Genomic DNA, 11,118 nt, shown 5'->3' on the forward strand with positions numbered 1-11,118 from the left:
GCATGTTCTTTTCAAGCGTGCTCGGCGAGGGGCGCGGCAACCTGACAGACACGGGCAGCGGTTTTTGGCGCGGTCTTATTGGCAGCGGCCGCAATAGCACGGGCGTGAAGGTTACGCCCGAATCGGCGCTGGGCCTTCCCATCCTGCAGAACTGCGTCACGTTGTTGGCGGAAACCATGGGGCAACTGCCCTGCGAGATGTACCGCCGCCTGGACAAAGGGCAGCGAGAGGCGGCCATCAACCACCCGGCGTATGACGTTCTCCGGTACCAACCCAACGGCTTTCAGACGCCCTACGAATACCGGGAGTGTACGCAAGGCGCCGCGGGGTTGCGCGGCAACGGTTACAGCTTCATCGACCGCCGGGAGGACGGCAATATCACCGCCCTGTGGCCGCTGTGCAACGACAAGGTTCAAGTGCTGAAAGGCGGTGACATGCTGCCGTACTACCGGGTCGGCGGCGGTGAAGCGCTGCCGATGCGCATGATCCATCACGTTCGATGGTTCAGCACCAACCACTACGTCGGGCTGTCGCCGATTGAAGTGCACGCCGAGTCGCTGGGGCTGGCTCAAGCGGTGAGGCAGTACACCGGCAAAAGCTTCGCCAACGGCGTGACCGTCTCCGGCGTGATTGAGCGGCCGCGTGAAGCGCCGGCGATCAAGGATCAAAGCAGCATCGACAAGATCGTCGATCAGTGGGGCCAGAAGTTCGGCGGCATGGACAACGCCAAGAAGGTCGCACTGTTGCAAGAAGGCATGACGTTTAAACCGGTGTCCATGAACAACGTGGATGCCGAAGTGCTGGGGATTCTCAAAACCACCGGTACCGACATCGCCCGGATCTACAAAATCCCGCTGCCCATGGTCAACGACCTGGAGAAGTCCAACTACAACACCCTTGAGCAACTCATGATTCAGTTCGTGGTGTTCGCCCTGTTGCCCTGGGTCAAGCGTCACGAACAGTCGATGATGCGTGACTTCCTGCTGCCTGCTGACCGCCGCGACTACTTCATTGAGTTCAACCTGTCCGGCTTGCTGCGCGGTGACCAGAAGAGCCGCTATGAAGCCTACGCCATCGGCCGGCAGTGGGGCTGGCTCAGCGTCAACGACATCCGGCGTCTGGAGAACATGCCACCGGTACCGGGCGGCGATATCTACTTGCAGCCCCTGAACATGGTGGACGCAGGCAAGGGCGCTGCTGACCTGACTAACCCCAACGTGCGGGCGCAGCTCGAACTGCAGCACGCTGAAATAGAGAGGATTCTGGCGCAATGAAAAATTACCTGCGAGCCTCCAGCCTGCTGTTCAATCAGCCGCTGCTGGTGGCGCCTGACATGTTGGACCTCGGCGTTCGATGGGCCAACCAGGCAATGAGCTTGAACATCGTCAACATCGGAGCGCGGGAAGGTGCCGGGCTTTGGTCAGATGACGGTATGGACCGTATCGCCCAGCGCGAAGAAGAGCGCCGCACTGCAATCGCTCGTACAGGCATTGAGGTGATTCCGGTCAGCGGCGTGCTGGTCAGTCGCGGCAGCCATATCAGCATGTGCGAAACGATGACCAGCTATGAAGCGTTGCGAGTCCAGATTCGCAACGCTGTTGCAGATCCGATGGTCGAGCGGATCGTGTTGGACATCGACAGTCCCGGCGGTTCTGCCGTTGGCGCGTTTGAATTGGCGGCCGATATCCGCGCCATGGCTCAGCAGAAGCCCATCACCGGCATCGTCAACTTCATGGCCTACAGTGGCGGCTATCTACTTGGCTCAGCCTGTAGCGAGCTGGTGGTGAGCCAGACCAGCGGTGTCGGGTCGATTGGCGTTATCGCCAGCCACATGGACCGTTCCAAAATGGAGGAGGGCATGGGCGTCAAGGTGACCACCGTCTTTGCCGGAGCTCACAAAAACGATCTTAGCCCTCATGAGCCGCTGAGCGACCAGTCACTGAAATACCTTAACGACGTTGTGCAGGAGAGCTACCAGCTCTTTGTCAACGCAGTGGCCGAGTATCGCGGGTTGTCCGTCCAGCAGGTGATGGCGACTGAAGCCGGGTTGTATCGGGGACAGGCGGGTATTACGGCTGGTCTTGCTGATCGCATGCAGAGCCCGCAACAGGCCGTAGATGAGCTATCGCACTCGATCGCGTTGAGCCGCGCCAATCGGCCGCAAGGCCGCCTTTCGGTCCGTGCCGCTGCAGTGAATTTCCAAACACTGATCTGACCGCGTTCGCGGCAGTCGTCGAAGCCCGCCTTGTGCGGGTTTTTTAATGCCCAGGAGGCACCATGTCCCTTGTACTTCAATTGCGTAGCGAACGCGCTAGGATCAACGATACGCTCCAGGCGCTGGCTAAACTTGAATCCGCTGGTGAGGCCCTGTCGGCTGAGCAGTTGGCTCAGTTCACCAGCCTGGAGGCAGAGTTCAATGCGTTGACTGACAAGATCAGTCGGGCGGAGCTGGCCGAGCGAATGGCAGCAGCCAGTGCTGTACCGGTAAGTGAGTCGGCGCAAGGCCGGACCGGTCCACCACCAGGTTACATTTCCGGGTCTGGTCCATCTGAAGCGCCAGGTGTGCGTATGGCTCAGATGGTTCGTCTGCTCGCTGCGGCGCAAGGCAATCAACAGCAGGCGGCTCAAATGGCTCAACAAGGCGGGTTCTCTGCTGATGTTGCGATGGCATTGAGCACGGTGACACCTGGCGCCGGTGGGGTTTTGGTTCCTCAAAACTTTGCGACCGAAATCATCGAGGCGCTACGCCCGATGTCGGTCGTTCGCAAGATGGGCACCAGAAGTCTGCCGTTGAACAATGGCAACCTGACCATGCCACGTATCACTGGCAACACCGTCGTCACGTACATCGGTACCGAAACTGATATTCCGATCACGGGTATGACGTTCGCGGACACGAAACTGTCTGCGAAAAAAGCCGCCGCGATTGTGCCTATCTCCAATGACCTGATTGCCAACGCTGGGATCAGCCCGCGAACCGATGACATCGTAGTGAGCGACCTGGCAGTGTCGATGGGGCTCTCAGAAGACCTGCACTTCGTCCGAGCGGATGGTAGCGGTTCGCTGCCCAAAGGTATGCGCTACTGGGCACAGGCGTTCAATATTTTGCCGGCGCCCGATACAGCCGGCATCACCCTGGAAAAAATCGACCTGTTCTGCGGCGGCATGATGCTCCGCCTCGAAACGGCCAACGTGATGATGAAAGACTGTGGTTGGCTGATGCATCCACGTGTCTTCCGCTGGTTGCAGTCGTTGCGTGATGGCAACGGCAACAAGGCCTATCCGGAAATTGAACAGGGCGTGTTCAAGGGGTACCCGGTTGGTTTGAGCAACCAGATCCCGGTGAACCTCGGCGCCGGTGGCAACGAGACGGAATTCTACTTCGTCAACTTCGCCGACATGATGATCGGCGAAGACATGGACCTGACGATCTCGTTCAGCAGCGAGGCCTCGTATAAGGATTCTGAAGGCAACATGGTCAGCGCCTTCCAGCGTGACCAGACCCTGGTCAAGGTGATTGCCAAACACGACTTCGGCCCTCGACACGTCGAATGCATCGTCGTCGCTGTCGCCGTGAAGTGGGGCGCCGGCATGTAATCCTTTTGCCCCGCTTCGGTGGGGCTTTGCATATCTGAGGTAGACGCGATGAGCGATAAAGTTGTTGTGCGGTTTTTGAAAGCCTGGCGCGGTTATTCAGCTGACGAGCTGGCCGCGTTCGAGGCTGAGGTAGTAGAAGGGCTGAAGGCCAAAGGGTTCGCTGATGTGTATGAGGGCGAAGGCGCAGTGGCTCCCAAACAGAAGCCTGCTAAGACATCGGCAGCGAAAACCGGTGTTGCAAAGGTCGGCGGGAAATCAGGAGCGGTCAACTCTCCGGCTGAAAATGCAAGCGCACCACCAGCTGGTGGCGAGGGCGACGACGGCGGTGATGATACAGGGGGTGGTGAAGGTGGCGCCGGTGAAGGCGGCGAAGGTGGTGGTGACGACGACGAGAAGCCGTAAGCCATGGCCCGTCGAATCGAGTACTTCGGCGAGCCGGTCCTGACGCTGGAACAAGTGGCCTTCCAATGCCGGCTTGAACCTGAAGACATGGAGCCGGGGTTGATCGAGCAGATCATTATCCCTGGCGTCACGACGCAGTGTGAATCCAAGACAGGTGCCTCAATACGTGGTGCCGTCTACGAAGAAGAATGGCCGCCTGGCTTTGCCTCGGGGCACGCGCTGGACATTGGTCAGGCCACAGAGGTCGTATCGGTGGATGTCCGGCAGCCTGATGGTTCATGGGCTCCCCATACCGGCTCGGTTGAGCTGCGTCAGGATCAGCGTGAAAGCTTCTTGTCATTCCCCGCGGGCCGTCCCTTCGGTGTGCTTCGGATTCGCTACAAGGCCGCGCTCGATCTGGAGTTGCACCCCGGCGTCCGTAACTGGCTGCTGATGGCGGCGGCGACCATCTATCGGCATCCGGAAATGTTCCTGGTCGGCCAGTCAGTGGCAGAGCTGCCATCAGCATTTCTCGATCACCTGGTGGCCGACATCACCGTGCCGCCGAGGTTCTGACCATGGCTATACGCGAACCGAGTGCAGGAGAGCTGGATCGGCGTATCACTCTGAGACTGCGCACTGACATCCCCGCGCCGGATCAGGGGCTTGACTCAATCTTCCTCGACCAGAAAAAGCGGTGGGCGAAGATTGAACCGGTCGGTACTGCGGTTTACACGGCGGGTATTCAGACAGATGTGAAGATCACGCACCGTGTGACCTTGTACTACCTCAAGGGCCTGAGTGATGCCCACGAAATAGTGCATGGCTCCATCATCTACCGGGTGCGCAGGGTCGCGGACATGAACGGCACGCGGCGCTACACCCTACTTGAAGTCGAAGAGCTGGGGCCTGCGCAGCCCGTGGGAGGTATCTATGGCTAACTCGGCTTCGGTCGAAAGCTATCTGCACGTCGAAGGCTTCGAGGATTTCGAGAGAGACGCTTTCGACAAACGAAAGATCCGCGCAGGGATGCGCAAGGCGGGCTTGCTGGTTACCCAGCACGCCCAAATGAACCTGGTGCTGGGCAAAGGCCAAGATGGCTACCCGGTCAACCGAACTGGCGAGACGGTCGAGTCCATCAAGTTCAAGGTGTCCCGGTCGGGGTTCATGGTGAAGATCTCCCCGACGCTCACCCCAGCAATGGGGGAGTTCTACCCGGCCTACCTGCATTACGGTGTGAAGCAAGGTCGGCGGCCCGGAAAGCTTGCGCCCGGTAAAGGCAAGGGCCGAAAGAACCGTCGGGCCGCCGGCGCCCGTGCCAGGCTTGTTGCCGAGCGCGCAGCCAGTGAATGGCGGATCAAGCCTCGGGACAACTACATGGCGGATGCCCTTCAGGACTCATCGGCGCAGGTGCAATCCATCCTATTCTCCGCGTTCGCGGCTGCGTTGGGGTGACTGGTGAAACCGCTTTGGGATAGGCTTGCTGTTTCGATTACAGGGAGTTACCTATGAAAGTGTTGATCTCGCTTGTTCCTATCGCCATGTTGGCGTTAGTGATGAATGCCCATGCAGCCGAAGCAGCTCGTGAGGCATCGAGCAGTGCAATCGATCGTATTACGCTCATCTATCTGGACCACAAGATATATCCGAACGGGTCCGTCGAATGTGATTCGAAAGTCGTCGGGGCTCGCTCCATGGTCGGCTGCTGGAACCTGACTCTGAATGGCAAAAGCTCGCCCCATATCTGGCTTTATGACGCAGGCAAGTTTAAGTCGGTGAACGGTAACGCCCGCCAGCTGGCCCAGGGAAAGTTCTCCAACGAATCTGATATTACAGTTATGCCGCTCCCTTTGCCGGCTGACATCGATGTCGGCTCGATACTGGAAAGTTTCACTAAAGGCTGAATGTCCAATTCAAAAAACCTCGCTGATGCGGGGTTTTTTTATTCCTGGGATTTGATCAATGAAGTTGAATCCGATAGTCGCTCACTTGAGATCGGCTTGCCCTTCGTTTGCCGGTCGTGTGGCGGGCGGAATCGACTGGGACGCCGTTGTTGAAAGCGCAAAGCTCCCTATGCCAGCCGCTTATGTAATCGCCTCGGCCGATGCAGCTACGCCGAATAAAGCCCAAAACGCGGTCATTCAAGACATCACGGATCAGTTCACAGTGGTGATCGTTCTCGACGCCGGCGATGAGCGCGGTCAGGAGGCAAATGATTTGCTGCATGACCTGCGCGCCGAGCTCTGGCGGGCCCTGGTCGGCTGGAGACCTGGCGCAGAATACGAACCGCTCGAATACAACAATGGCGTATTAGTTCACATCAGCCGGAGTCGCGTGATCTATCAGTTTGCGTTCGTCTCCCGTTTCCAGCTTGGCCGAAATCGCCAAGGCGACCCTGCCGAAACCTGGCATGAACTCGAACTCGACGGTCTCCCCGATTTCACCGGTGTGAAGTTCAACATGGACTGCATCGACCCCGCAGATCCCAACCTGAAACGCCCCGGCCCGGATGGGCGCATTGAAGTCCAATTTACTGGAGACGTAACACCATGACCAAGCGCATCACCGTGGTGCCGGCCGATGGCCGTGCTGTGCCCGATCCGGAGGCTGGCGACCTGTTGCCGGCCGAGGGCCGGGAAGTTCCCGACACCGCCTGGTGGCGCCGTCGCCTGGCCGATGGTGACGTCACGATCAAAGGCACGAAAGCACAATCCACCAAAGCCGCAGGCGCGGCGAAGACCTAGGACGCTCAATAATGTCTATCGGATTCAGCAACATCCCCGCCGATATCCGCGTGCCGCTGTTCTATGCGGAAATGGATAACTCGGCGGCCAACAGCGCGTCGTCGGCCATGCGCCGGCTGATCGTCGCTCAGGTCAACGACAACGCCACCAGTGAAAGCATCGGCAAGCTGGTGCTGGTGTCTAGCTTAGCGCTGGCCAAAGACATTGGCGGCCAGGGATCAATGCTGGCGGCTATGTACGACACCTGGCGAAAGACCGATCCCATTGGCGAAATCTGGTGCCTGCCGCTGATCAAGGATGCGGGCGCCCCTGCCAAAGCAACCATCACGATTACAGGCGCCGCCACCGAGGCTGGCCTGTTGAATGTGTACGTCGGCGGTGTGCGCGTCCAGTCAACGGTTGTAGCTGCCGCCACAGCAGCGATTGCCGCCGGCGCGCTGGCGGTCAAAATCAATGCTTCCCCAGACTTGCCGGTCACGGCGGCGGCTGTGGATGGGGTCGTCACGCTGACCTGCAAATGGGCGGGCGAGAGCGGTAATGACATTAGCATCGCCATGAATCGCTTGGGCAAGTCCAATGGCGAAATGACTCCGACCGGACTGACAGTGGTTGCCACGGCAATGACCGCCGGTGTCGGTGCTCCGGACCAGTTGGACGCCATCGCGGCGCTGGGCGATGAGCCTTTCGAGTTCATGTGCGTGCCCTGGTCCGACGTCACCACGCTGAACGCCTGGAAAGATGCGATGGACGACAGCACAGGGCGCTGGAGCTGGGCCAAGCAATTGTTCGGTCATGTTTACAGCGCGAAGCGTGGCACGCTCGGTACATTGGTTGCGGCTGGTCAGGCCCGTAACGATCAGCACATGACCATTCAGGCCATGGAGCCCAGCGTGCCGCAACCGTTCTGGGTGCAGGCAGCGGCGCTGGCCGCTCGCACCGCAGTGTTCATCTCGGCCGATGCCAGCCGTCCAACCCAAAGCGGCAGTCTCCCAGGGCTCGACCCGGCGCCGGCCAGCGACCGATTCACCCTGACGGAGCGTCAATCGCTGCTGAACTATGGCATGGCCACAGCGTACTACGAAGGCGGTTACGTGCGTATTCAGCGCTCAATCACCACGTACCAGAAGAACGCCTACGGCCAAGCTGACAATTCGTACCTGGACAGCGAAACCATGCACCAATCAGCGTACATCGTCCGGCGTATGCAGAGCGTGATCACCAGCAAATACGGACGCCACAAGCTGGCGAGCGACGGCACGAAGTTCGGTGCCGGTCAGCCAATCGTCACACCGAGCACCATCCGCGGCGAGTTGATCGCGCAATACGGCAAGCTCGAGCTGGAAGGTCACGTCGAGAATGCCGAACTTTTCGCCGAACACCTGGTGGTGGAGCGCGATACTCAAGACCCGAGCCGGGTCAATGTGCTGTTCCCGCCGGATTACATCAACGGTCTACGCATTTTCGCGATGCTCAACCAGTTCCGCCTTCAGTACGACGCCGCGGCGTAACGCTGATTCTGATCACCCAGCCCGCCCAGTGCGGGCCTTTTCATTCTGGAGAAACAGACCATGGGTCAATTAGTAGCCGGTACTGCATACGTCAAAGTGGACGGGACGCAGTTGACCGTCAGTGGTGGGGCTGAGGCTCCACTGATGGGTGTGAAGCGGGAAACGGTTTACCCCGGATTTTTCAAGGAAGAAGAGCTGGCGGCTTACCTGAAAATGACCACGATTTTCGCGCAAGACTTCCCAATTAAGACCCTCACCAACGGCCGCGATATGACGGTTACCTGCGAGTTTAAAAACGGAAAAGTCTACGTTCTGGCGGGTGCCTATCTTGTCGACGAGCCTTCTGCCAAAGGCGACGACGGTACGGTAGAACTGGAATTCAACGGCACCAAAGGAACCTGGCGATGAGCAACGTTCACAAACTTCAAATCGCGATCGAGGCTCACGGTGAGCCAATGACTGAAATCACCCTACGTCGTCCGACGGTGCAGGAAGTTCGGGCGATCAAGTCCCTTCCGTACAAGATCGACAAGAACGAAGAGGTCAGCCTCGACATGGATGTAGCCGCGAAGTACATCGCGGTCTGCGCCGGTATTCCTCCGTCGTCCGTCAATCAGCTGGATCTCTCCGATCTCAACGCATTGAGCTGGGCGGTGGCCAGTTTTTTCATGAGTGCGGCGTCGGCACCATCGAGCAGCTGATCGAGGTCGCTTATGACCTGGCGTGGTTCTGGAAAATCGACCCGGAACTGATGATGGCCCGGCCGCTGGATGTGCTCCTTGAATCACTGGGACACGCCCAACGTATCAACCAATCCCAGCAGGTGCAGTGATGGCGGACAAGTTCCAGCTCAAGGCGTTGATCACCGGCGTCGACAAGCTGTCGCCGACGCTGAAGGGGGCGGCGAAGAACGTTGCGGGCTTCCGCAAGCAGATGAACAGTTCAGGCTTGGGAAAGATCGGATTTCAGGATGTCCTGCAGGGCGGTGCATTTGCGGCGCCGTTTATTGCTGGTGCCAAGGCGGCGATTGAATTTGAGTCGTCGATGGCTGATGTGAAGAAGGTCGTCACGTTCGAAACCCCCGAGCAGTTCAAGCAGATGGGACAGGACGTCCTTGATATGTCGGAAAAGATGCCGATGGCAGCCAGTGGTATTGCTGCAATCGTGGCCGCAGGTGGCCAGGCTGGCTTCGCGCGCGGCGAACTCAAACAGTTCGCCGAAGACGCGGTGAAGATGGGCATCGCCTTTGACCAGACTGCCGAGCAATCAGGCGACATGATGGCGAAGTGGCGAACGTCCTTCAAAATGACCCAGCCCGAAGTGGTCGCGCTGGCTGACAAGATCAACTACCTGAGCAACGTCGGTCCATCCTCGGCAGCACAGATTTCTGACATCGTCACTCGCATTGGCCCGCTTGGCTCCATTGCCGGCTTGGCTTCGGGCCAGATTGCCGCCATGGGCGCGACGCTGGCTGGCGTCGGTGTGCCCAGCGAAGTCGCTGCTACCGGTATGAAGAACTTCATGCTGGCTCTTACCAAAGGTAAGGCCGCAACGAAAGAGCAGTCGCAAGCATTCAAGTCGCTACGCCTCGATACGAGCCAGGTCGCCAAGAGCATGCAGAAAGATGCTCAAGGAACGATCGAGGATGTACTTGAGCGCATCGCAAAGGTTGATCCGGCCAAGCAGGCTGGCCTGCTGACCCAACTTTTTGGTAGCGAGTCGGTTTCGGCGATTGCCCCGTTGCTGACGAACCTGGACCTGCTGAAAACCAGCTTCTCGGCGGTTGGCAAAGAGGGCAAGTTTGTTGGCTCGATGGAAGCCGAATACACGGCCCGGTCGAAGACCACGGCCAACGCATTGCAACTGATGAACAACAAAGTAACCCGGCTGGGTATCGATATCGGTAGCGCACTGCTGCCGCCGTTCAACGACGTCCTTACCCAGATTGGCCCGCTTGTTTCCCAGCTTTCCAAACTGGCAGCGGCGCATCCTGGAGTCATCAGGGGGGTACTCGGCGCCGGTATCGCCTTCGGTGTGCTGCGCGTTGCCGTAATGGGAGCAATCGTGGCTACCAAAATCCTGAGCGCCGTCATGGCGATGTCACCGGTTGGCCTGCTTGTCCGTGGGATAGCCCTGGCCGCCGGGATCCTGATTGCCAACTGGTCGGTCGTTGCGCCGTACTTCGAAAAACTGTGGGAGAAAATTCGCGAGCCGGTGCTGGCGACGTGGGGATGGTTCAAGTCTTTTGTGAGTTGGACACCACTGGGGCGCATCGTCGAGAACTGGGGCCCGTTAACCGAATTCTTCGGCGCTGTGTGGGACCTGCTGATGGCGCTGTCGGTGCCGGTCATGGACTTCCTGAAGACCATGTTCGACTGGTCGCCGCTGGGTTTGATCATCAAGCACTGGGGGCCAATCACTGCATGGTTCCAAGAACTATGGGCGAAGCTGAAACCCATCATCGAGCCAATCATGAAATGGTTCGGCGGCGGGGAGGGCGGCGAAGGGATCATCCAAACGGCAACCAACAAGGTCAACGCGTTCACGGAAGCCCAGCAAAAACGAAATGCTGGCGTCGGTGGGGGAACAGGTGAGCTGTTGCAGGCCGATGCGACGAAGGCGGCACAGGCGCGGCAGGCGGGGAACAACCAAGCCTTTGGCATCAACAACAACCGGTTGTTGAGCGCCCCGGGTCAGTTGCCTCCATCAGGCAGTCTGCTCCAGCAGACCGCCGCAAACAATGCGCAAAAGCTGAATGGCGAAATCAACGTCAACATCAAAGGTGCGCCGGCGGGCACCACCGTGGATCAGCCGCAGTCCAGTCAGGCCGGGCTGAAAATAAAACCCAACGTCGGTACCCGCACCGTTGGCGTCATGAAGGGATAAGC

General features: G+C 58.9%; 14 protein-coding genes. All 14 read left to right on the plus strand.

The features are described from left to right. Positions 1 to 2 precede the first annotated feature (2 nt). The 14 genes from AACY49_RS04295 (at position 3) to AACY49_RS04360 (ending at position 11,116) form a co-directional block, all read left to right on the plus strand. Positions 3 to 1,274: a phage portal protein gene (locus AACY49_RS04295; RefSeq protein WP_339521807.1), complete on the plus strand. Its 1,272-nt coding sequence runs from the start codon at positions 3 to 5 to the stop codon at positions 1,272 to 1,274. Next, the gene (locus tag AACY49_RS04300) at positions 1,271 to 2,215 is read left to right on the plus strand and encodes a S49 family peptidase (RefSeq protein ID WP_339521809.1); all 945 of its coding nucleotides are present in this window, start codon (positions 1,271 to 1,273) and stop codon (positions 2,213 to 2,215) included. Before AACY49_RS04295 ends, AACY49_RS04300 begins: the two co-directional genes overlap by 4 nt. An 80-nt stretch (positions 2,216 to 2,295) precedes the next feature. Further along, complete coding sequence (locus AACY49_RS04305) at positions 2,296 to 3,597, plus strand: phage major capsid protein (RefSeq protein WP_339521811.1); 1,302 nt, start codon at positions 2,296 to 2,298, stop codon at positions 3,595 to 3,597. A gap of 48 nt (positions 3,598 to 3,645) precedes the next feature. Beyond that, entirely contained in the window at positions 3,646 to 3,999 is a 354-nt protein-coding gene (locus tag AACY49_RS04310; RefSeq protein WP_339521813.1) for a hypothetical protein, read from the plus strand. Between the two features lie 3 nt (positions 4,000 to 4,002). Next, positions 4,003 to 4,554, plus strand: coding sequence for a hypothetical protein (locus AACY49_RS04315; RefSeq protein ID WP_339521815.1), 552 nt, complete (start codon positions 4,003 to 4,005; stop codon positions 4,552 to 4,554). 2 nt (positions 4,555 to 4,556) lie between these two features. Next, the gene (locus tag AACY49_RS04320) at positions 4,557 to 4,919 is read left to right on the plus strand and encodes a phage head closure protein (protein WP_339521817.1); all 363 of its coding nucleotides are present in this window, start codon (positions 4,557 to 4,559) and stop codon (positions 4,917 to 4,919) included. Next, entirely contained in the window at positions 4,912 to 5,433 is a 522-nt protein-coding gene (locus AACY49_RS04325; protein WP_339521819.1) for a hypothetical protein, read from the plus strand. The genes AACY49_RS04320 and AACY49_RS04325 overlap by 8 nt, the downstream gene beginning before the upstream one ends. Positions 5,434 to 5,486: 53 nt before the next feature. Next, positions 5,487 to 5,882 carry a hypothetical protein gene (locus AACY49_RS04330; protein WP_339521821.1) on the plus strand — a complete coding sequence of 132 codons (396 nt, stop codon included), beginning with the start codon at positions 5,487 to 5,489 and terminating at the stop codon, positions 5,880 to 5,882. Positions 5,883 to 5,940: 58 nt separating this feature from the next. After that, positions 5,941 to 6,531 (plus strand): phage tail terminator protein, encoded by a 591-nt coding sequence (locus tag AACY49_RS04335; RefSeq protein WP_339521823.1) that lies wholly within the window; start codon positions 5,941 to 5,943, stop codon positions 6,529 to 6,531. Continuing rightward, positions 6,528 to 6,722: a DUF2635 domain-containing protein gene (locus AACY49_RS04340; protein WP_339521825.1), complete on the plus strand. Its 195-nt coding sequence runs from the start codon at positions 6,528 to 6,530 to the stop codon at positions 6,720 to 6,722. Before AACY49_RS04335 ends, AACY49_RS04340 begins: the two co-directional genes overlap by 4 nt. 11 nt (positions 6,723 to 6,733) lie before the next feature. Beyond that, positions 6,734 to 8,230, plus strand: coding sequence for a phage tail sheath subtilisin-like domain-containing protein (locus tag AACY49_RS04345; RefSeq protein WP_339521828.1), 1,497 nt, complete (start codon positions 6,734 to 6,736; stop codon positions 8,228 to 8,230). Between the two features lie 60 nt (positions 8,231 to 8,290). Continuing rightward, positions 8,291 to 8,638: a phage tail tube protein gene (locus AACY49_RS04350; RefSeq protein WP_339521831.1), complete on the plus strand. Its 348-nt coding sequence runs from the start codon at positions 8,291 to 8,293 to the stop codon at positions 8,636 to 8,638. Next, positions 8,635 to 8,931 (plus strand): phage tail assembly protein, encoded by a 297-nt coding sequence (locus AACY49_RS04355; protein WP_339521834.1) that lies wholly within the window; start codon positions 8,635 to 8,637, stop codon positions 8,929 to 8,931. Before AACY49_RS04350 ends, AACY49_RS04355 begins: the two co-directional genes overlap by 4 nt. A 130-nt stretch (positions 8,932 to 9,061) precedes the next feature. Further along, the gene (locus tag AACY49_RS04360; RefSeq protein WP_339521837.1) at positions 9,062 to 11,116 is read left to right on the plus strand and encodes a phage tail tape measure protein; all 2,055 of its coding nucleotides are present in this window, start codon (positions 9,062 to 9,064) and stop codon (positions 11,114 to 11,116) included. The last annotated feature ends 2 nt before the right edge of the window (positions 11,117 to 11,118 follow it).

The organism is Pseudomonas sp. EL_65y_Pfl2_R96 (genome assembly GCF_963970905.1).
GTDB lineage: Bacteria > Pseudomonadota > Gammaproteobacteria > Pseudomonadales > Pseudomonadaceae > Aquipseudomonas.

What these genes read in the sequence shown, in the direction of transcription:
- AACY49_RS04330 (WP_339521821.1), top strand. Translation starts at nt 5,487, where the DNA reads ATGAAAGTGTTGATCTCGCTTGTTCCTATCGCCATGTTGGCGTTAGTG.
- AACY49_RS04315 (WP_339521815.1), top strand. Translation starts at nt 4,003, where the DNA reads ATGGCCCGTCGAATCGAGTACTTCGGCGAGCCGGTCCTGACGCTGGAA.
- AACY49_RS04345 (WP_339521828.1), top strand. Translation starts at nt 6,734, where the DNA reads ATGTCTATCGGATTCAGCAACATCCCCGCCGATATCCGCGTGCCGCTG.
- AACY49_RS04340 (WP_339521825.1), top strand. Translation starts at nt 6,528, where the DNA reads ATGACCAAGCGCATCACCGTGGTGCCGGCCGATGGCCGTGCTGTGCCC.
- AACY49_RS04350 (WP_339521831.1), top strand. Translation starts at nt 8,291, where the DNA reads ATGGGTCAATTAGTAGCCGGTACTGCATACGTCAAAGTGGACGGGACG.
- AACY49_RS04295 (WP_339521807.1), top strand. Translation starts at nt 3, where the DNA reads ATGTTCTTTTCAAGCGTGCTCGGCGAGGGGCGCGGCAACCTGACAGAC.
- AACY49_RS04355 (WP_339521834.1), top strand. Translation starts at nt 8,635, where the DNA reads ATGAGCAACGTTCACAAACTTCAAATCGCGATCGAGGCTCACGGTGAG.
- AACY49_RS04325 (WP_339521819.1), top strand. Translation starts at nt 4,912, where the DNA reads ATGGCTAACTCGGCTTCGGTCGAAAGCTATCTGCACGTCGAAGGCTTC.
- AACY49_RS04335 (WP_339521823.1), top strand. Translation starts at nt 5,941, where the DNA reads ATGAAGTTGAATCCGATAGTCGCTCACTTGAGATCGGCTTGCCCTTCG.
- AACY49_RS04300 (WP_339521809.1), top strand. Translation starts at nt 1,271, where the DNA reads ATGAAAAATTACCTGCGAGCCTCCAGCCTGCTGTTCAATCAGCCGCTG.
- AACY49_RS04360 (WP_339521837.1), top strand. Translation starts at nt 9,062, where the DNA reads ATGGCGGACAAGTTCCAGCTCAAGGCGTTGATCACCGGCGTCGACAAG.
- AACY49_RS04310 (WP_339521813.1), top strand. Translation starts at nt 3,646, where the DNA reads ATGAGCGATAAAGTTGTTGTGCGGTTTTTGAAAGCCTGGCGCGGTTAT.
- AACY49_RS04320 (WP_339521817.1), top strand. Translation starts at nt 4,557, where the DNA reads ATGGCTATACGCGAACCGAGTGCAGGAGAGCTGGATCGGCGTATCACT.